The 18,197-nt window shown below is 36.5% G+C and carries 22 protein-coding genes and 2 pseudogenes; 9 read left to right on the top strand and 15 right to left on the bottom strand.

Annotated features, from left to right (window positions below; genetic code table 11):
• Positions 1–305: 305 nt before the first annotated feature.
• Both OWR28_RS16090 and OWR28_RS16085 read right to left on the bottom strand, forming a co-directional pair.
• Positions 306–1,052: a YggS family pyridoxal phosphate-dependent enzyme gene (locus OWR28_RS16090; protein WP_332387524.1), complete on the bottom strand. Its 747-nt coding sequence runs from the start codon at positions 1,050–1,052 to the stop codon at positions 306–308.
• The gene (locus OWR28_RS16085) at positions 1,049–1,768 is read right to left on the bottom strand and encodes an ATP-binding protein (RefSeq protein ID WP_332387523.1); all 720 of its coding nucleotides are present in this window, start codon (positions 1,766–1,768) and stop codon (positions 1,049–1,051) included. Before OWR28_RS16085 ends, OWR28_RS16090 begins: the two co-directional genes overlap by 4 nt.
• A gap of 1,190 nt (positions 1,769–2,958) precedes the next feature.
• On the opposite strand from OWR28_RS16085, the gene OWR28_RS16080 reads away from it, so the two are divergent.
• On the top strand, positions 2,959–3,294 hold the full coding sequence (locus OWR28_RS16080) for a DMT family transporter (RefSeq protein WP_332387522.1): 336 nt from the start codon (positions 2,959–2,961) through the stop codon (positions 3,292–3,294).
• Here OWR28_RS16080 and OWR28_RS16075 read toward each other — a convergent pair.
• Both OWR28_RS16075 and OWR28_RS16070 read right to left on the bottom strand, forming a co-directional pair.
• The gene (locus tag OWR28_RS16075) at positions 3,263–3,946 is read right to left on the bottom strand and encodes a glycosyltransferase (protein WP_332387521.1); all 684 of its coding nucleotides are present in this window, start codon (positions 3,944–3,946) and stop codon (positions 3,263–3,265) included. The genes OWR28_RS16080 and OWR28_RS16075 overlap by 32 nt on opposite strands.
• A 231-nt stretch (positions 3,947–4,177) precedes the next feature.
• Positions 4,178–4,609, bottom strand: a complete 432-nt coding sequence (locus OWR28_RS16070) for a hypothetical protein (RefSeq protein ID WP_332387520.1) — start codon at positions 4,607–4,609, stop codon at positions 4,178–4,180.
• Between the two features lie 192 nt (positions 4,610–4,801).
• Here OWR28_RS16070 and OWR28_RS16065 point away from each other — a divergent pair, with 192 nt between their 5' ends.
• The 3 genes from OWR28_RS16065 (at position 4,802) to OWR28_RS16055 (ending at position 6,598) form a co-directional block, all read left to right on the top strand.
• Complete coding sequence (locus OWR28_RS16065) at positions 4,802–5,473, top strand: histidine kinase (RefSeq protein ID WP_332387519.1); 672 nt, start codon at positions 4,802–4,804, stop codon at positions 5,471–5,473.
• 232 nt (positions 5,474–5,705) lie between these two features.
• On the top strand, positions 5,706–5,876 hold the full coding sequence (locus OWR28_RS16060; protein ID WP_332387518.1) for a hypothetical protein: 171 nt from the start codon (positions 5,706–5,708) through the stop codon (positions 5,874–5,876).
• Positions 5,876–6,598, top strand: coding sequence for a LytR/AlgR family response regulator transcription factor (locus OWR28_RS16055; RefSeq protein ID WP_332388048.1), 723 nt, complete (start codon positions 5,876–5,878; stop codon positions 6,596–6,598). Before OWR28_RS16060 ends, OWR28_RS16055 begins: the two co-directional genes overlap by 1 nt.
• 333 nt (positions 6,599–6,931) lie before the next feature.
• On the opposite strand, the gene OWR28_RS16050 is transcribed toward OWR28_RS16055, so the two are convergent.
• The 3 genes from OWR28_RS16050 to OWR28_RS16040 form a co-directional block, all read right to left on the bottom strand.
• Positions 6,932–7,087 carry a hypothetical protein gene (locus OWR28_RS16050; protein WP_332388047.1) on the bottom strand — a complete coding sequence of 52 codons (156 nt, stop codon included), beginning with the start codon at positions 7,085–7,087 and terminating at the stop codon, positions 6,932–6,934.
• Positions 7,088–7,122: 35 nt separating this feature from the next.
• On the bottom strand, positions 7,123–7,515 hold the full coding sequence (locus tag OWR28_RS16045; protein ID WP_332387517.1) for a DNA-formamidopyrimidine glycosylase family protein: 393 nt from the start codon (positions 7,513–7,515) through the stop codon (positions 7,123–7,125).
• Between the two features lie 85 nt (positions 7,516–7,600).
• Positions 7,601–8,230: a class I SAM-dependent methyltransferase gene (locus OWR28_RS16040; protein ID WP_332387516.1), complete on the bottom strand. Its 630-nt coding sequence runs from the start codon at positions 8,228–8,230 to the stop codon at positions 7,601–7,603.
• 201 nt (positions 8,231–8,431) lie between these two features.
• Here OWR28_RS16040 and OWR28_RS16035 point away from each other — a divergent pair, with 201 nt between their 5' ends.
• Complete coding sequence (locus tag OWR28_RS16035; RefSeq protein WP_332388046.1) at positions 8,432–9,787, top strand: deoxyguanosinetriphosphate triphosphohydrolase; 1,356 nt, start codon at positions 8,432–8,434, stop codon at positions 9,785–9,787.
• A 7-nt stretch (positions 9,788–9,794) separates the two neighbouring features.
• Here the strand turns inward: OWR28_RS16035 and OWR28_RS16030 are convergent.
• The 7 genes and pseudogenes from OWR28_RS16030 to OWR28_RS16000 form a co-directional block, all read right to left on the bottom strand.
• Positions 9,795–10,559: pseudogene (locus OWR28_RS16030) on the bottom strand (NAD(P)H-dependent flavin oxidoreductase); the annotation flags it as partial.
• Entirely contained in the window at positions 10,556–10,867 is a 312-nt protein-coding gene (locus OWR28_RS16025) for a nitronate monooxygenase (RefSeq protein WP_332387515.1), read from the bottom strand. The gene OWR28_RS16025 and the pseudogene OWR28_RS16030, both read right to left, overlap by 4 nt.
• 28 nt (positions 10,868–10,895) lie before the next feature.
• Positions 10,896–11,348, bottom strand: a complete 453-nt coding sequence (locus OWR28_RS16020; RefSeq protein WP_332387514.1) for a nuclear transport factor 2 family protein — start codon at positions 11,346–11,348, stop codon at positions 10,896–10,898.
• Entirely contained in the window at positions 11,345–12,079 is a 735-nt protein-coding gene (locus OWR28_RS16015; RefSeq protein ID WP_332387513.1) for an SDR family oxidoreductase, read from the bottom strand. The genes OWR28_RS16020 and OWR28_RS16015 overlap by 4 nt, the downstream gene beginning before the upstream one ends.
• A gap of 6 nt (positions 12,080–12,085) precedes the next feature.
• The gene (locus tag OWR28_RS16010; RefSeq protein WP_332387512.1) at positions 12,086–12,304 is read right to left on the bottom strand and encodes a tautomerase family protein; all 219 of its coding nucleotides are present in this window, start codon (positions 12,302–12,304) and stop codon (positions 12,086–12,088) included.
• Positions 12,305–12,330: 26 nt separating this feature from the next.
• Positions 12,331–12,864, bottom strand: a complete 534-nt coding sequence (locus OWR28_RS16005) for a YceI family protein (RefSeq protein WP_332387511.1) — start codon at positions 12,862–12,864, stop codon at positions 12,331–12,333.
• Positions 12,865–12,972: 108 nt separating this feature from the next.
• Positions 12,973–13,587, bottom strand: coding sequence for a Crp/Fnr family transcriptional regulator (locus OWR28_RS16000; RefSeq protein ID WP_332387510.1), 615 nt, complete (start codon positions 13,585–13,587; stop codon positions 12,973–12,975).
• A gap of 147 nt (positions 13,588–13,734) precedes the next feature.
• Here OWR28_RS16000 and OWR28_RS15995 point away from each other — a divergent pair, with 147 nt between their 5' ends.
• Positions 13,735–14,673: an SPFH domain-containing protein gene (locus OWR28_RS15995; protein WP_002978074.1), complete on the top strand. Its 939-nt coding sequence runs from the start codon at positions 13,735–13,737 to the stop codon at positions 14,671–14,673.
• A gap of 148 nt (positions 14,674–14,821) precedes the next feature.
• Here OWR28_RS15995 and OWR28_RS15990 read toward each other — a convergent pair whose 3' ends face one another.
• Positions 14,822–15,436 carry a DUF4377 domain-containing protein gene (locus OWR28_RS15990; RefSeq protein WP_332387509.1) on the bottom strand — a complete coding sequence of 205 codons (615 nt, stop codon included), beginning with the start codon at positions 15,434–15,436 and terminating at the stop codon, positions 14,822–14,824.
• 144 nt (positions 15,437–15,580) lie between these two features.
• Between OWR28_RS15990 and OWR28_RS15985 the strand changes: the two are divergent.
• The 3 genes and pseudogenes from OWR28_RS15985 to OWR28_RS15975 all read left to right on the top strand — a co-directional run bounded on the left by OWR28_RS15985 (position 15,581) and on the right by OWR28_RS15975 (position 18,182).
• Positions 15,581–17,601, top strand: a pseudogene (locus OWR28_RS15985) (hypothetical protein).
• 123 nt (positions 17,602–17,724) lie between these two features.
• Positions 17,725–17,859 (top strand): hypothetical protein, encoded by a 135-nt coding sequence (locus tag OWR28_RS15980; protein WP_332387508.1) that lies wholly within the window; start codon positions 17,725–17,727, stop codon positions 17,857–17,859.
• A complete protein-coding gene (locus OWR28_RS15975; RefSeq protein WP_332387507.1) occupies positions 17,856–18,182 on the top strand; it encodes a lipocalin family protein in 327 nt (108 codons plus the stop codon). Before OWR28_RS15980 ends, OWR28_RS15975 begins: the two co-directional genes overlap by 4 nt.
• Positions 18,183–18,197 lie beyond the last annotated feature (15 nt).

Genomic DNA, 18,197 nt, shown 5'->3' with positions numbered 1-18,197 from the left:
TAAACCATGGTAATAATGAAAAAAATGACAGAAAAAAGATTTAGTTTCCATAGATAGACTTTATAGGTCAGTATTTTGTTGTTTTCATCATAGGTGAATTTTCCGGTATCAATTAAAGATAAATAATCCCAATTGGATCTTTCTTTGAAAAAACCTTCATTAAAAGAAACAAATCCAGGTCCGTAAAGAATATTTTGAACCTTTTTCTTACTTAACAGATCACGTACTGTGCAGGTAACCTGATCCGAGGTTTTATCTTTTGTGATTTCTCTCTCAAAAGTATAAGTAAACGGGAACATATAATTTTAGTCTTTGTTATTTGCTTTTCCTTCATTCCAATAATAGCTGTCCGGATAGCTTCTGGCTCCGAAAACAGCAGTTCCTACCCGTACAATGGTGGCGCCTTCTTCAACAGCTGTTTCCATATCTCCGCTCATTCCCATGGAAAGCTCTTTCATTTCTACGTTGGGGATATTTTCACGGATGATCTCCTGCTGAAGATTTTTCAGGATTTTAAAGCATGCTCTTACTTTATCGGTCTCAGCACTGAACAGACCAATGGTCATCAATCCCTTTATTTTTAAGGTAGAGTAGCCGGCTATTTTTCGGATAAGCTCAATAGCCTCATCAGGATCAGCTCCAAACTTACTTTCTTCATCAGAAGTATTTATCTGAATTAAAACATCCATCGTTCTGTTTTCAGCCAAAAGTCTTTGATGAAGCTTTTCTGCCAGCTCAAGACGATCCAGAGACTGGACGCAGGTGACATCGTATTTCAGGATATCTTTAATCTTATTGGTCTGGAGATGGCCTATAAAGTGATTTTCATGAGGAATGTTTTTCAGATCTTCATATTTCTCCTTCAGTTCCTGTACTTTATTTTCTGCAATTAACGTCTGTCCGTTTTCCAGAGCAATTTTAATACGGTCTGGTGAAACAGTTTTGGTAGCAAGTAATAACTTTACATCATCAATATTCCTTCCGGATTGTTCACAGGCCTTTTTTATTCTTTCATTGATAACGGCGAGGTTGTGGAGAATATCTTCTTTCATGATGGGATGGTTTCTTTGGCCTCCAGTTTTTTAATTAAAGCAGCTTTAACGGCAGTTAAGGCATTATCTTTCGCTTCAGCAAAAGAAACAGAATACTTTCTTTCAACGCTTCTCATATCTTCAGGAAACTGACCCAGTAATTGATCGTAGAAAGTGTCAAGAGTCTCAGCAGAAGGCATTTCATAGTTGATCTTCAGCTGGAAACGCCTTAAAAGGGCAGTATCAATGATTTCAGGGTGGTTGGTAGCGCAGATGAGAAGTGCATTTTCAGGGTAATAGTCTATCAGCTGAATCAGGGTATTAACCAGTCTTCTCATTTCCCCTACATCTTTATCATCACTTCCTCTTGCTTTCCCGATCTGATCCAGTTCGTCCAGAAAAAGTACAGACCTTTCCCTGGCAGCTTTATCAAAAATCATTTTAATATTCTGTGACGTTTCCCCAATGCGCGACGAAACAATATTGCTCAGGTTTAAAATAATAATATTTTTTCCCAGAGCATTGGCAACGGCCTTTGCTGTCATTGTTTTTCCGCATCCGGAACTTCCCTCCAGTAAAATCTTATGGTTAACCGGAAGATTATATTCCTGCAGTTCTTTAACATATGTATGCTCTTTGATGAGCTGTACAAGCTGGGCTCTGTTTTTTGTATCGAGAAATACCTCGTTAAGGTTTACCTGTTCTTTATCCTGAATAATAAGGTTGTACAGATTCATGATGATAAATAAATTATTGAATAGACAAAGATAAAGCTTTGTTGAATGTCAAAAGGAATCCTGAATCATAATAAACATCTGGTCCAACGCAGAATGATAAATGATGAATGGAATCAGTGGTTAACGAACAAACCAGCATATTCTGTACAATCTTTCTAAAGATCTGTGAAAATCTGTGAAATCTGTGGGAAATACACCTCTACGTTGTTACAGGACGGAACATAAAAAAATAAAGCCAGACTTGCGGCCGGCTTTATTCATTTGGATATTAAAATTTGTTATGAAACTAAGATCTTTCTGCTTATGTTTTTGGACCCTTTTACCCGATGGGTAAAAGAGCAATCCGATTTCTCAGACTAAAAACATAAAACAATATAATTAGTATAGATATTCTATAGGCTTGCTTTATTTAATATTAGTTTCTTTCTCTTCTTACTGTCATGAAATATGAAGTAATTACTACTAAACCTGTTGCGATACCGATATAAGTTATCATTTTGTATTATTTTTAATTATTTGACTTTTTTTATTAATTTTTCAATTGCAATATTACTATTTTCAAATCATGTGCCAAAGTAAAATATTATGATGTTTATCAGTGTATTACGGTGGTTTATGTTTATTATTTAGTTAGGTTTTGTTTACATTAAATTAATGTGTTATTGAGAATTTATTAATACTTTTATTGTTCTTTCTGTAAAATTATGTGAAAACGTTAACCGTTTCCTGGCTTCTATATCGGACTTGATAAAACAAATAATAAATAATGCTTCGCATAATATTGTTTTTAAATGTCATTTTTGACTGTAGATTTTTCACCTGAAATAGATTTTTGTGTTAAGAAAATTTATTGTTGGTTATAATTTTTGTGCTGGAATTTTTGTCAGTTGTGACATTTTATGACATAGAGTGATATTAATTTTATGACACAGTTGAATCATAATAAGACCTGATGGCATATTTTTTTACGTCAGATAAGCGTATGGAAAAAATGAGAATAACTAAAAAATAAAGCACTAAAAATTACTTAAGTGCCTTTAGAAAGTATTTTTGCTTATTAATGTTTTGAAAAGTCCGGAACTTCATCAGATACAGAAATGCCAATTGCCATCAGGGTACGAACTATAATAACTTTTCTCATTTGGGAATTCTCCGGAAGCTTTCACTATTTTTGTACAAAGAATGAATTTATGGGACGCAGTTATATTTTCCTTGCTTTGGCAATTATATTTGAGATCATCGCTACTACTTTCCTGAAAAAGTCTGAGGAATTTTCCAAACTATGGCCGTCTGTAGTAACAGTCATCGGATATGCCTGCGCTTTTTATTTTCTGAGTCTCACCCTTCGTCAGATTCCTGTAGGAATTACTTATGCTATCTGGTCCGGAGTAGGAATTGTCTTTATTACGGTGATCGGTGTTATTGCATTCAAACAGGTTCCGGACCTGCCGGCTATAGTTGGTATTGTCCTGATCGTACTGGGGGTGATTATTATTAATGTATTTTCAAAAATGGGAGCTCATTAAAAATGATCTCCTGATGCTTTTGCATCTGTTTCCAATGTTTAGATCGTGTTTTGTACAGGAAGAATTTTCCCAGTTTATATTTGAACTTTAAGTATCCGCGGAACTCGATACCGTCAAATAATGTAAAGGGAATGGCCGGATTTTCCTCTAATGACTGTCTGATCCCATTACTGAATACAGTAGGTCCTGTAGTAGAATGTATATCATGTGGATAGCGGTGGCTGTTTATATTATCCATCATCAATTCCAGTGTTTTCTTTAGGAAAGGATGATTTTTATTGAAAATAAGTGCCCATTGAACATACAGGTTTTCATGTCTTTCTACACTGATTACGGCTTCATCATTATCCTTAATCAATTTTCTGAATGGTTTGATAATACTGCTGTCTACATCCAGATATATCCCTCCTTTCTTATATAAAACCGCATATCTGAAAAAATCAGCTTTTGAAGCACCAATCCTCAGTTTGCGATAAGTTTCAATATAGTGGGGAGGAAATTCTTCTTCAAGGAATTTTTCTATATCCTGATCATCATAAAAGTAATACTCATATTCAGGATTCTTTCTTTTCATATTCCAGATATGATAACGCGTAATCAAAGGAAGTTTTTTAGTGATAAAAGTCTGAAATATCTGTTTGGGTACAGCCATATCCTATTTTTAGTAAGTTCTTATATTAAAATCCTGAAATCATTTTCATCAACCATTTGCATGAGAGGTAATAAGATTTTTTCATGAAAGAGAATCCCCTGAATTTGTATTTATGAAGTTTTGATTATATTTTACCGGAATGGTTAAATACTGAAAAGGGGAAATTTTAATTTTTTTAATCTCTCTGATAGTGAGACTTTAATAATAAGTTCAGACATTAAGAAATTTGATTTAATCTTTTAAAGGTTGAATGATAGACTGAAAAAAGTTGAAAGTAAAAATCCTGTCATAGAAAATGTCCAGACAGTTCTCAATAATAGCATCAGTATAGCCGGCTGTATCCAGAATACATGTTTCCTCTACAAAGACAAACCAGAGCTCTGAGAGCCTGTATCTCCTTCTGAACGCTTCTGAATGATTACTGTCCGGTACTGTAGCGTGTTTAAGATCACAAAACAGAATTCCTTTTTTATTACCATTATGTTCTACGATATTAATAGGATGATGAAGGTAACTGATGATTTTCATTTCTGGGTCGAAGCATTCTGCGAAATGGTGCAGATCAATAAGTTGTATTACTTTTTCTTCCTGTTGAGATTCTGTCATAAAAAAGCATTCTGATGATATTTCCTGAGTCAGTTCATGAAAAGCTTTTAATTCCATATGTGTGCATTTTATAGTACAAAGAAATAGAGAAAAGTATCTGGCAGATTTGTTTTTATACGAAATGGCAGGTATTTTATACCAAAACCGGAAGTATAATCATTGGTATAATAAAATACAGGTTTTGTATAATAAAATAGTTGTAGTTTCCGTTATTCTCTATTTTTGTTAATGATAAAATGAGCCTATCCTATGAAATACAGTCCGTGGAAATTTGAAGAAACCTTTGTAATGGATTTTCTGGTGGAAGCGAGATATGAGTTCCGTAGACATCTGCTGTTTCTCATTTTCTTTTTCTTTCTGATATACAGCGCAAGATTCTGGCACTGGTATTCCGGGATATATCAGTATTATGTTTTATTTTTTGTGTATACCATACTGATTACAATGGTTTACATTAATATCTATGTATTGGTTCCCAGGTTCTTCTTTAAAACGAAATACATCACTTATCTTGTTTTGCTTGTCCTGATGGGAGTGGCGGGAATCAACCTTATCGGATATAGCTTTAAATGGCTGTTCGATGATTTTAGGATTAAAAATATTCTCAGAGAAAATGAAAAAGGAGGGATTTATGAAGGCATGCTGATGTGTATCCCGATTATTCTTACAACCACTACCATAAAACTCCTGCAGAAATGGATCAGTGATAATAAAAGAATTAATGAACTGAGCAGTCTCACCCTGAATATGGAACTCAATGAGCTCAGAAACCAGATCAATCCACATTTTCTGTTTAATATGCTGAATAATGTAAAGGCCCTGATCAGGACGGACCCGGCCAAAGCTTCAGTGGTGATTGTAAAACTTTCCGAGTTTCTCAGATATCAGCTGTATGAAAACAGTGAAGAAAAACATTACTGATCTCAGAAATAGATTTTCTGTCCAACTTTTTAAATCTTGAAAAAATAAGACGTGATCACTTTTCTTTTGGTATTCAGACTGATATTGATAAAAGAATTGTCAACAGTACCTTTATTCCGCCGAACCTGTTTACCACTTTTGTAGAAAATGCTGTTAAACATAGTGTAGACATCAGTGGAGGAGAATCTTACGTGAATATCAAAATAAATATTGAGAATAAGCAGCTTCATTTATGTGTGTAAATTCAAGAAGCGATGGTTATATTGTTCAGGATAAAAAGAACAGCGGGCTCGGGCTTGCCAATATTACCAGAAGGCTTGAACTTCTTTATGGTGATACTTTTGATCTGCAGATAGAATCAGGAGATAAAGAATATATTGTAAATTTAAAAATTCCCGTATGATGAATTGTATTATAGTTGATGATGAACCTTTGGCAAGATCAGAAATGAGATCGCTGATCACTGAAATTTCCGGCATTGATGTCCTTGGGGAGTTTTCCAGTGCTCCATCTGCCCTTGAATTTCTTAAGAATAATGATGTAGACCTTATTTTCCTGGATATAGAGATGCCTATGGTGACCGGTCTTGAGTTTGCTGAAATGCTTCCAAAAAAATCACTGATCATCTTTACGACGGCCTACTCCCAATATGCCTTAAAAAGTTATGAGCTGGAAGCTGTAGATTATCTTTTGAAGCCTATTGATCCCCAAAGGCTGGAAAAAGCAATTGACAAGGCCATCCTTTACACAGAACTGTTATCTAAAGATACAGTAAAGAATACGGTAGAATCTAATACTGCAGACTTTTTGTTTATCAAAGCCGAACGCAGGTTTTACAAAATTAATTTTTCCGATATTAAATTTATAGAAGGACTTAAAGATTATGTTGTGATCCATACCCAGCAGCAGAAGCTGATCACTGCTATGAACCTGAAAACCATTCATCAGAAAATTTCAGGAGAAACCTTCATCAGGGTAAGTAAATCTTACGTTGTCAATATGAACTATATTGATTCATTTGATAATCATAATATCTACATTGAAGACTCTGAAATCCCGCTTGGGGAAGTATACAGATCAGAATTCTTTACAAGATTTGCCGGCGGGCTTCTCAACTCAGACTGATGGATGAGTAATAAGCAATAAGCAATCAGTAGTTTAATGATCTATGTATGAAAAAGATATGCATATTCATCAGTATAAACCCGTGTAATCTGCGGTTAAAAATTATTCAATAGAACCGGGATTTAGCCCGTTAAATAAATCAAACTCTTCAGCGGCTTTAGTCAAAACTTAAAATAGTTGCTTATCAATAAAGCTTCTGATCCTTTTCACAAAAGAAGCTCCTTCTTTTTCCGGCACCTGTCTGTTTTTTGATCAGCTTCTGTCCGCAAACCGGGCATACAGATTTGGTATGTACCAGCCAGTGTTTTTTCAAAACAAACTCCCTTTTCCATTTCAGAAAATCAAAACTGTAATTTCTGGCTTCAGTAATAAGCTCTTTCCTTTTTTAGCCGGGAGATTGCCCAACAGACTTTCAGGCTGCACTCCAATTCTGAAAAGGACTTCATTTTTAATAATGTTGCCTACACCTGAAAAAATATCCTGATTCATTAAGGCATCGCACACCATCATTTTCGGATTCGATTTTAGTTTTTCTTCAGCTTTTTCGGATTCCACTGATCACTCATAACGTCAGCTTCCCAATCAATGGCGGAGAGAAATTTCAGATCTACAGACTTTACCGAGCAGGTGTAAAAATAGATGCTTCCGGTTGGGAAAAACAATGCCAAACGCAGGCTTTTATCCGGTTTGGTCTGCTCATCAATACCGTAAGAGCCAAACATTAATAAATGGATCCGGATGGCAGCTTTCTCAAAAACAAGGTAAGTCTGCTTTCCAAAAGTACGGATTTCGAGAAGGGTCTGCCCGATAAAAGAATCTTTTTCAAATTTGGCATTCCCTGAAACTTCTGTCACTTGCTGGCCCGCAAATGGCTGCAGGCTTTCTTTCATTAATATGATGGATGGACCTTCAGGCATAAGTTTGTTTTGAGATAAAGATTCAAATAGTATTCCATTATCTGAATCTTCACCCTAAAACAAACTTATGTAAGCATCACTGGTATCAGTTATGCTTTTGCCCTACAAAACGGATAACAGAACCTGTTCCGTTATGAAACAAGCCTTCCCTGAGTTCGATTTCTGTTTCTTTTAATTCTATAATATCGTAATCCGGGAAGTCCGCTTTGATCTCATCAATAGAAAATAAGGATTCAACATCTTTGGGTCCGCCTACTTTCTCATTCCTGGCGATATATTCAAGATGGTTTTTACTGAAAGCTTCGAAAATAATAAATCCGCCTTTACGGAGATATTGATTCAACATCTGATGGATAGAAGATTTAACACCAGCCGGAAAATGAGCGTAGATAAGTGCAATGACATCAAAATGCTCTTTTTGGTAATTCAAATCAGAAAGTTCCCCAACCTGATAATCAATTTCGGTTCCCAGTTGCTGAGCAAGCTGCAGCGCTTTATTTCTGCCATTGGCACTGATGTCAAAAGCTGAAACCTGCCAACCTTGTGTCGCTGCAAAAACAGCATTTCGTCCTTCGCCTTCTGCAGGGAAAAGTATAGTGCCGGGTTTTAATTGACTGAGTTGCTCCCTCAGGTAATTATTCGGTTCGGTTCCATACGCAAACTCTTCGCTGCTGTACCTTTCATCCCATCTGTTGAGCCATGTGTTGTCTTTCATTGTAAAAGAATTTAAAATTTGCATGAAGAAGAATCAAAAGTATTCTTCAGTTATATTAGTTGCATCAAATGTAAAATATTTCTTCAAGCTTCCGGTCTCTAAAAACGTTTATCATAATAGATTTTTTGAATGAGAGATCTGTCCAATAAAAATCTAAATACTATTCCGTACAATTAAAATTTGAAGTAATTTTGAAAAATGATGAATTTAAACCACATTTTCACCAATCAACGTACAGGAAATAATCCGCAGACCAAAGCTTCAAGAACTGATTTTCAAAGGGATTTCGATAGGATTATCTTCTCTTCTGCCTTCAGGAGACTGCAGAATAAAACCCAGGTTTTTCCTCTTCCCGGCAGTGTTTTTGTACACAACAGACTTACACACTCGCTGGAAGTTTCGTCTGTAGGAAGAAGTTTAGGAAGTATTGTAGGTGAATTTATTGCTGAAGATTTTAAAAATGAACTGACTGAGGATTCAAAGAACTTTTATCTCCATAATTTAGGAAATGTAATAGCTGCAGCATGTTTATGCCATGATGTGGGAAATCCTGCTTTCGGACATTCCGGGGAAGATGCCATTGCGAGCTATTTTGAAAGAAATGAAAAAGATCTGAAATCTAAATTCAATGAGAAAGAGTGGGCAGATCTGGTTAATTTTGAAGGTAATGCCAATGCGATCAGAGTGCTGGCACAGCAGCAGCAAGGGAAAGATGCCGGAGGTATTCAGCTTACTTTCTCAACGCTGGCAAGCATTGCAAAATATCCGTGTGAGGCTGTAGCCAAGAAAAAAGGAATTATCCACAGAAAGAAGTTTGGGTTTTTCCAGAATGAAAAGGATATATTTCTGGAGATTGCCAAAGGAACCCGGCTTATTGCTGAAAATGAAGAACCTCATATTTTCAAAAGACATCCTTTCGTATGGCTGGTAGAAGCAGCAGATGATATCTGCTACAATATCATTGATATGGAAGATGCTCACCGGCTGGGAATTGTATCAACAGCAGACTGTAAAAACTTATTTTTCGAGCTGGTAAAATCTGAAACCGATGATGTTCAGAGAATTGAGACAAAATTAAGCTCTATCTCCAATGAAAATGAACAGATTTCGTATTTAAGGGCAAAAGTGATCAATGCTTTAATCAATAAATCAATTGAGATGTATAAGCATAACTTTGAAACCATTCTTGAAGGAAATCTTGGCAACGGTTTACTGGACATCTATAAAAAAGAAAATAAGGCACTTCAGGATATTGAGAGTTTTTCGGTAGAAAAAATTTATAATCATAAAGCGGTTGTCGAAATTGAAAATGCAGGATATAATGTGATGTATGAATTGCTGGATCACTTTATTCCTTCCATTCTGAAGTCTGACGACAAAAGAAAATCTTATGACGAAAAAGCTTTGAAATTAATTCCAAAGCAATTTATTTACAATGACGGAACGGACTATCAGAAAGTGCTCGGGGTTATTGATTTCGTCTCGGGCATGACTGATAATTATGCTACCGATCTGTATAGAAAAATTAAAGGAATAGACATCGGAATGACCATGTAAATTCTATTTATTGTAATAATTCAGAAGCCTCTTCGATTAATGATTTCATTAAAGTGGAGGCTTTTTTGTGCTTTAAAACCGGAGCAATCTGGCCGGACCAGAAGAATACCAGATCATTTTTCTGTTGTTCCAAAGCTGCTTTTCTCAAGGCTCCCATGAAGTGAGCCTGCAAAGGAAACGGCAGTGTTTTATCAGTTGCAGTCAAAACATCCTGTGTAATTTTTGTCGTAATTCCGCGCCCTAATCTTCCTGTGTACGCCCTGGTAAGAGTGGTAGATTTTGCAGCTGCGGAAAATAACAATTCTTTGTGAACGGGTAGCGCCCCGGATTCTTCCGTTGCAAGAAAAGCTGTTCCAATCTGTACTGCTTCTGCTCCCAACTGGAAAGCACCTGCAATACCAGTGCCGTCAGCTATCCCCCCGGCGGCAACTACAGGAATCTTTACACGATCCCGGATTAATTGAATTAAAGCAAAAGTTCCCGTTGTAGAAAGTTCAGACCTGTCAAGAAATGAAGGTCTGTGACCGCCGCTTTCAAATCCGGAGGCAACAATGATATCCACTCCGGTTTTTTCCAAAGCAACAGCTTCATCCAGTGTCGTCGCATTTCCCAACACAACAGTTCCCTGATGATGAAGATCTTCGATGATGTTTTCATTCAGCAACCCAAACATAAAGCTGAAAACTTTAGGTTTGATATCAAAGATCACTTCCAGCTGATTTTGGAATCTCGATTCAAAAAAGGGTGGAGGTGCCGGAATATTTATATCTAAAAGGTCAAAATAAGGTTTGAAAGTTTCAACAGCCTTCTGATATTGCTCTTTGTGTGTCTTTCGTCAATGATATCGTGATCGCTTACCCACAAATTGAGATTGTATGGTTTATCAGTTTTCGACTGTATTTTATGGTGAATGTCATAGATTTCCCGGGGTGACAAAGTATAGGCTCCGAAACCTCCCAGTCCGCCAAGATTACTCACTGTAGTTGTTAGCTCAACAGTAGAAAAATCTCCGCCAAAAGGACCCTGGAAGATAGGGTATTCAATCCCGATTAATTCTGTAATTCTATTTTTGTTCCACATGCTTTTCGGTTTAGATTAAAAGATTGAATTAAGGTTGTAAATGAGTCAATGTCTTGTTAATAATGAGCCATTTCCCTTCTATGTTATTGAAAGTTATGAAATTATAATAATTGAAGTCATACATTTTTACATGCAATTTCGCGACAGCAATTGAATTGATGATATCAACTGAAATAATTTCAGCTATAAAATCCTTTCCTGATTTTTCCGGACTTACGCGGTTTCTCACTCCTTCAATATACTGTTCCGCAGTTTTGAAATAAGGAATTCCATTGATATCTCCGAAAAGCAGCGCATCTTTATAAAAAGCCTTTTTCAAAAGTTCTGTGTCGCCCTTATAAATTCCTTTGAAATAATAATGTTCTATCACATTTCTTATTTCGGTTTCTGGTGCCTGAATGGTTTTCATATTCTTAAGGTTTTGTGCATGACCGCTCAACGGAAAGCTGAACAGCCATGCTATAATTAATGATAGTTTCATGATAAGTGATGTCCGGCACCCATCCCTCCATCAACATTGATGATGGCTCCGGAGATTAATTTATTTTTAGCAATAGCAAAAATCATCTGAGCCACTTCTTCAGGCTCCCCGATACGGTTGATGAGGTGTATTCCTGCATTATTATCAAGGTCAGCACCATGCATTGGTGTCCTGATCAATCCTGGCGCAACTGTATTAACCCTGATATTGTCTTTTCCAAACTCTGCCGCAAGCTGCAATGTCAGTGCATGAATAGCTCCTTTACTCGAAATAGGTGCTGTAGAAGGAGATTGGGCAATGGCGTGGTACACTAATGGCGTTCCTATATTGATCACCACACCATCATGTTGCTTGATCATTTGAGGAATGACTGCCTGCGTGGTAAAGAATGATCCTTTTAAATTGGTGCTTAAAAAACGGTCCAGATAGTCTTCAGTAACTTCCAGAAATGGCTTGTTTTCGTAAATTCCGGCGTTGTTGATGAGCACATCAGCAGATCCGAATCTTTCTAAAGCTGTTTTCACCAGTTCTTCTCCTGTTGTTTTATCTGAAACATTTCCGGCAACCATTGCGAGATTTTCTGTGGCTCCCAGTTCATGATATACTTTCTCTAATTTGACTGCCGTTTGTGAATTAATGACCACGTTATCCCCTTGATTTAAAAAATAGCGGGCAGTTTCCAACCCTATTCCTGAAGAGGCTCCTGTTATGATTACGGTTTGTTTTTTCACTGATGATTACTTTTTTACTGTTGAAAATCCCTGTTGTTTTAATACTGACACCTGTTCCCCTGCATACCCCCAGTTATCGTCTTCAATCTCATTAATAACAATATGTGTTAAATGAGGATCCTTATTCAAAACTGAGGTTACAGCTTCACTGATTTTTCTGATTAACTGTTGTTTTGTTTCGCGGTTAAGGTCTTCGCGAAGCACATCTACTTTGATGAATGGCATGATGATAAATTTTTAGAGTTATTGAATTAATAAGCTTCCGCAATAAGATGAATGTTTAAATCAAAGTTGTTGTAGATCAACGTATCACCCAGGTTGGTAAAGAAGTTAGAGGACCTGAATCTGATATTGAATTTTGTTCTGTCTACTACAAGTTTGGTTTTTAGGACACCTGCATTATCTGTTGTTACAATATGAAGGCTGGTGTCGATACGTTGAGTAATACCTTTGATGGTAAGATGTCCTTGTGCGTAATAAAGATTCTCATCACCAGGTTCTGCATGAGTAATTTCAAATGAAGCTTCAGGAAATTGTTCTGTATTGAAGAAATCATCAGAAGCCAGGTGGTTGGCAAACTGAGTATTGGTTTCAATATCCTCAATGTCAAGGATTTTGATGGAGCGGGTATCAATGACGAACTTTCCGGACTGAAGTTTTTGGTTTTCAAATATGAAGTTGCCTTCTTTTATGCGAATTGTACCGTTATGAGCTCCGGTAACTTTTCTTCCGATCCAGTGGATAGTACTGTTTTCGGTATTGACTTTAAAAATTTTTGTATCCATTTTTATTGGGTTTAAATATGGATACAAAGTTCAGCTGACCAAAAGAAATATTGATGTGATGTACCTCACAAAATGCAGATGAGAATAAACAGTTTAAAACGCTGCAGATTATTGATGAAGCCTGCTCAAAGTTTCTCTGGTTACTCCAAGATATGAAGCGATCAGATGTTTCGGAACAAGATTGTATAGTTGGGGATACATAGATAAAAGCTCCTGGTATCTGAATTTGGCATCATTATTCATAAGAGAAAGAAGGCGTTTCTGTGCAGCTACATACCCTTTGTTGGTCCGCCATCTGAAAAAATGTTCAACTTCACGAATTTCATTACAGATTTTTTCCCTGTCCTCATTGGAAATGGACAAAATTGCTGCATTTGTAATGCAGTCTACATTAATGGTAGCCCTTGTTTTATTGTAAAGAGCATCAAAATCCGTTACCCACCACGTCGGCATGGCAAACTGAAGAATAAACATTTTCATATTGTCATTAAGATAAAATGCTTTCAAGCAGCCTTCCAGAACAAAATATTCATGATTCACGAAATCACCTTCCGAAATAAGACTTTGCCCTTTCTTTAAAGTAATCAGATCGAAATGTCCGAAAACATAGTCAAGTTGTTCATCAGTAAGAGAAGTGAATTTAGAGAGGTGATCTTTTAATATTTCTTTAGAATTGACCATGATGTATAATGAATAATCAAAAGTAAGTTTTTTCAGGATCATTTTAATTTAAATGTTGTGAATAATTCTACATGATTTACAGTGAACTATGCTTTAAGGCTAATTTATTTTTCCTATATTTAAACAGCACAGGTAAAAATTGTTTTAACAAAACAGGATTTATAACGACATATTAAAAAATTAAAAACTATGGGTATATACTTAGCGCCCGTTATTTTCTTCGGGCTTATCATTTTGTTCGCTTCGTTTTTTGTGGTTAAGCAGGAAACAGCAGCAATTATTGAACGTTTCGGGAAATTTCAGGCTGTAAAACATTCCGGTCTTCATCTTAAACTGCCAATTATAGATCAGATTGCGAAAAGACTGAACCTGAGAATCCAGCAGCTGGATGTAATGATTGATACCAAAACACTGGATAATGTTTTTATCAAAATGAAAATTTCGGTTCAGTATCAGGTGATCAGGAATCAGGTGGGGGATGCTTATTACCGTTTGGAAAATCCTGAAAACCAGATTACTTCATTCGTATTCGACGTAGTACGTGCAGAGGTTCCGAAACTGAAACTGGATGATGTTTTTGTAAGAAAAGATGATATTGCAGTAGCAGTAAAGAGCGAGCTTCAGGAAGCTATGAACAGTTATGGTTATGATATTATCAAGGCTTTGGTAACAGATATTGACCCGGATGAGCAGGTAAAACATGCGATGAACAGAATTAACGCTGCAGAAAGAGAAAAAACCGCTGCAGAATATGAATCTGAAGCCCAAAGAATCCGTATTGTAGCCGTTGCAAAAGCAGAGGCAGAATCTAAAAAGCTTCAGGGGCAGGGGATTGCCGACCAAAGAAGAGAAATTGCAAAAGGGCTTGAAGAATCTGTTAGAATGCTGAATAATGTGGATATCAACTCTCATGAAGCATCAGCACTTATTGTGGTAACACAGCATTATGATACGCTGCATTCGGTAGGTGCAAGCAACAGAAGTAATCTTGTACTTCTTCCCAATTCGCCCACTGCAGCAAGCGGGATGCTGAATGATCTTGTGGTAGCTATGACAACAGCAAACACAGTAGGAGAAGCTACAAAAGGGAAGTACCCTGAGCCTCCTCAAAAAGAATCAGGCTTTTAAGATAAAAAGAACAAACGTAAATGAAACTGGAAAAATGAATTAATGGAGAATTTTCCGTGATTGTCAAAAATAACTTCAGGCTTCATTCTTCAGGCTTCCCGCAATAAAAAACGCTTCTGAATTTTTCAGAAGCGTTTTTTATTTATTATTATTTCTTCGTTTTTGAAACCTGTTCTATCAGTGTGTATCTGATTGAAGAAGCATCTGCCGCCGGATTTTCAATTTTTTCAGTCTTTACTTTTAAAACATATTCGTAACCCGGCTCATAGGTGAAACCTTCAATATTGCTATAGAAGTTCGTCCAGTTTTCAGACGCCTTCTCTTTTACCTGCAGACATTTCATACGGCCTGCTCCAGCCGAACAATCTACGGTTTGAGGCCCTACAATGATTGTTTTTTCATTGGCTGCCATTTCTGCCTTCTTCGTTTTTGAGACTTGTTTTACCAATGTATATTTTATGGATGAACCATCAGCTGGCGGGTTTTCAATTTTTTCTGTTTTTACTTTTAAGACATATTCATAACCCGGCTCATAAGTAAATCCTTCAATATTGCTGTAAAGATTAGTCCAGTTTCCGGAAGCGTTCTCTTTTACCTGCAGACATTTCATAGGAGCTACGCCTGTACAGTCTGCTGTCTGTGGTCCTACAATGAATGTTTTTTCATCACCTGCGGATGCATTGGCTGTGGTTGTACATTGCGTCATTGCGAATAATGCTAATGCGGGTGCTGCCCCTTTTAGAATTGTTGCTATACTTTTCATAAACATTGATTTTTCCCTTACGTCGCAATTACCATGCCGAAAAAAATCCTCAATTTGTAGTACTTCTGCTATTGTTTTTTATTTTTTTAATTGTTTAATTTGAATTTCTTAAACACTAACCAAAATATAATTCTTATAATGAATATGGATAATCAAATGCAAGTTGAAAATTACAGGATTCAAAAACCTGAAATGTGGGCAGGAAATATCGGAGATGAAGAAATCATAAGCCGGATCAAAGATTCAGAATTTGCCAGAAAACAAATCGATGAGGGCAGAGACTACTGCTACTTTTTAGATAAAAAATACTATACAAGCAATACGGAGAACAGTGAATATGTCTGCATGGCGTATACCCTGAATGAACCAGGGAATCTGGAAAGGGCCTCTGTTTCTGATGTTATTGTGGAAGAAAACGAAGTGTACCAGATCCACAGGATCAGTGTTCTGAGAGATGGCGTGCTGATCGATAAGATTCCGGATACGAAAATCAAAGTTCTTGACAGTGAAAACCAGAGCAGTGGAGGTGTTCTGAGCAGTAATAAAAAGATCAATATTACCATTAAAGATCTGAGGCTGTATGATATACTTATTTTAGAAGATTCAAGGATTAAAGAATTTACCGATCGTGATTTCCTGAGAAAAGAATTCTCCAAATACGTTTGGGTAAGTCCTGATAATTACTGGGCTTACGGAAGTTTTAAATTTACATTCATCAATGAACGTGAACAGACGATTGCTTACAAGAAAACGTTTTTCAGGGATGAGCAGGGTAATGTTCTTGAGCCGCAGGTAAACCATCTGAAAAAGGAGAACGATTCGTTATCGAAGAACAGAATTATATCAATCCTGTAGATTCAGGACGTGAGATTTTCCCTTATGTGGATTTTGCTACAGAAAGCAACTGGAAAGACCTGTCTAATTATATTGTTCCTTTTTATGAGGAAATTTTCAATAAAGCTTCCTTAAAGGATTTTGCTCCGAATCTTGTTGAAAAGCTGGATGCCATTGCCGATCAGGATGAAAAGCTTCAGTTTGCCATAGAATATGTTCAGAATCATATTTATTATATCTTCAATGCTGATGAGATGAACGGACATAAGCCACAGGAACCGTCGGTAACCTATGAAAACAAGCAAGGGGATTGTAAGGCAAAATCGGTTTTACTGAAAGTGATTCTTGATTATATCGGAGTAGAAGCTTCTGTTGTACTGGTGAATTTTAACACGGATTATTATATCAAGTATTATCTTCCATCGTTATTAAGCTTTAATCACGTGGTGGTAAAAGTGAATTATAAAGGACAGGAATATTTTATTGATGCTACCATCCGTGATGAATTCGGATTGATCGAAAACCGCGGATTCATATATTTTATGCATTATCTGGAAGTGAAAAAAGATCAGGAACTGCAGGTAAGAAAACCTTATAAATTCCCCTATTTCTGTATTGACGAAAAAGTAGACTTCAGCGCACAGGGTAATACCGGAAAGCTTACTTTGTCAACGACCTACAAAGGAAACAGAGCCAATGCTATGAGAAGGTATTTTAAGAGTACGAATAAAAGAGAAATTATTGACAGCTGGAACAGCTTCCTTTTCTATGCGCTTAACTATTCAGGAGACAGGAACGGGACAGATGTACGGGATGTGTTTAAAGATGCGGCTATTGACGTGGTAAGTGATGATAAGAGACTGAATGAAGTCAGAATTCAATATTCCGCTGTTATTGAGAATCCTTACTTTGTAGATCCGCAGAAGAACCGTTTCCTGATGTATTTTGACAGGAATGTAGTGAAGGCAAGTGCCAGGGATTTTATGCATAAAGATCTGCCGTTCTGGCATAATTTTGACAGCGAGAAATACGAGATCAACCTTCACACAGATCATAAAATTGATACTGAAGAAAAATATACAATTCAGGAAAGTACGATTACCAATCCGTATTTTGATTATAAAAGCCGTAAAAAAGTGCATAAGAACGGGGCCAGCGTGTATATAGAATATAGTCCTCTGATCAATATTGAAATTCCTCAGAATGAGTTTGAACAGTTCAGAACAGATCATCATACCATTGCCGATAGTAATTACGGTTTGGGAATTGATATTATCGAACCGGGACTCATGAACAGGCTTAAATTCAGCTTTAAGAAAAAATTCAAATAAGATCCTTTAAGTTCAGCGTTAAGGGATCAATGTTTAAGGTTTAGAGTTTCCGCGGGCGGCGAAGCCTGCCGGAAATCTTTTATATTATTTTATTCAAATCATTAAAAAAACACAGATTTATTTATGTTTAAGATATTTTGTCTTGCTTCTTTTCTTGCAGTCTCATCTATGGTGAATGCACAAAAAATAACCAAAGAAAATGTTACAGGATTCTGGAGGCTGAAAGAAGCCGGGTTTTATGAAGGAAAGAGAAAGTGATAAAAGAATTTGATAACTGCCGTCTTATGAGAAACTATGCCATCAGGGAAGATGGTTTTGCTGTTTATAATTATATAGAAGGAAGTGTAGGAAACTGCAGCCCGTCTGAACCCAGACTGTCTTTCTGGAGAATCGTAGACAACAGGATCCAGTTTTATGTAGATGACCGGAATATCCTTGAAGAAGTAGTGGTAACAATGAATAAAGATAAAACAATGACTTTTTCAAGTTATATTCCTGAACGGGCAAAAGTAGATGGCGACGCTCTTGCTGAAAAAATAGTTAATACCGTTCACTACGAGATACTTGAAAAACAATATTGATAATAAAAATTAAAC

Source organism: Chryseobacterium sp. 1B4 (genome assembly GCF_036631475.1).
GTDB lineage: Bacteria > Bacteroidota > Bacteroidia > Flavobacteriales > Weeksellaceae > Chryseobacterium.
This window is presented reverse-complemented; position numbering and strand designations above follow the sequence as displayed.

Bases quoted from the DNA above. Each gene is read 5' to 3' on its own strand.
- OWR28_RS16090 (WP_332387524.1), bottom strand. From the start codon at position 1,052: ATGAAAGAAGATATTCTCCACAACCTCGCCGTTATCAATGAAAGAATA.
- OWR28_RS16085 (WP_332387523.1), bottom strand. From the start codon at position 1,768: ATGAATCTGTACAACCTTATTATTCAGGATAAAGAACAGGTAAACCTT.
- OWR28_RS16080 (WP_332387522.1), top strand. From the start codon at position 2,959: ATGGGACGCAGTTATATTTTCCTTGCTTTGGCAATTATATTTGAGATC.
- OWR28_RS16075 (WP_332387521.1), bottom strand. From the start codon at position 3,946: ATGGCTGTACCCAAACAGATATTTCAGACTTTTATCACTAAAAAACTT.
- OWR28_RS16070 (WP_332387520.1), bottom strand. From the start codon at position 4,609: ATGGAATTAAAAGCTTTTCATGAACTGACTCAGGAAATATCATCAGAA.
- OWR28_RS16065 (WP_332387519.1), top strand. From the start codon at position 4,802: ATGAAATACAGTCCGTGGAAATTTGAAGAAACCTTTGTAATGGATTTT.
- OWR28_RS16060 (WP_332387518.1), top strand. From the start codon at position 5,706: ATGTGTGTAAATTCAAGAAGCGATGGTTATATTGTTCAGGATAAAAAG.
- OWR28_RS16055 (WP_332388048.1), top strand. From the start codon at position 5,876: ATGAATTGTATTATAGTTGATGATGAACCTTTGGCAAGATCAGAAATG.
- OWR28_RS16050 (WP_332388047.1), bottom strand. From the start codon at position 7,087: ATGAATCAGGATATTTTTTCAGGTGTAGGCAACATTATTAAAAATGAA.
- OWR28_RS16045 (WP_332387517.1), bottom strand. From the start codon at position 7,515: ATGCCTGAAGGTCCATCCATCATATTAATGAAAGAAAGCCTGCAGCCA.
- OWR28_RS16040 (WP_332387516.1), bottom strand. From the start codon at position 8,230: ATGAAAGACAACACATGGCTCAACAGATGGGATGAAAGGTACAGCAGC.
- OWR28_RS16035 (WP_332388046.1), top strand. From the start codon at position 8,432: ATGAATTTAAACCACATTTTCACCAATCAACGTACAGGAAATAATCCG.
- OWR28_RS16025 (WP_332387515.1), bottom strand. From the start codon at position 10,867: ATGTGGAACAAAAATAGAATTACAGAATTAATCGGGATTGAATACCCT.
- OWR28_RS16020 (WP_332387514.1), bottom strand. From the start codon at position 11,348: ATGAAACTATCATTAATTATAGCATGGCTGTTCAGCTTTCCGTTGAGC.
- OWR28_RS16010 (WP_332387512.1), bottom strand. From the start codon at position 12,304: ATGCCATTCATCAAAGTAGATGTGCTTCGCGAAGACCTTAACCGCGAA.
- OWR28_RS16005 (WP_332387511.1), bottom strand. From the start codon at position 12,864: ATGGATACAAAAATTTTTAAAGTCAATACCGAAAACAGTACTATCCAC.
- OWR28_RS16000 (WP_332387510.1), bottom strand. From the start codon at position 13,587: ATGATCCTGAAAAAACTTACTTTTGATTATTCATTATACATCATGGTC.
- OWR28_RS15995 (WP_002978074.1), top strand. From the start codon at position 13,735: ATGGGTATATACTTAGCGCCCGTTATTTTCTTCGGGCTTATCATTTTG.
- OWR28_RS15990 (WP_332387509.1), bottom strand. From the start codon at position 15,436: ATGAAAAGTATAGCAACAATTCTAAAAGGGGCAGCACCCGCATTAGCA.
- OWR28_RS15980 (WP_332387508.1), top strand. From the start codon at position 17,725: ATGTTTAAGATATTTTGTCTTGCTTCTTTTCTTGCAGTCTCATCTATG.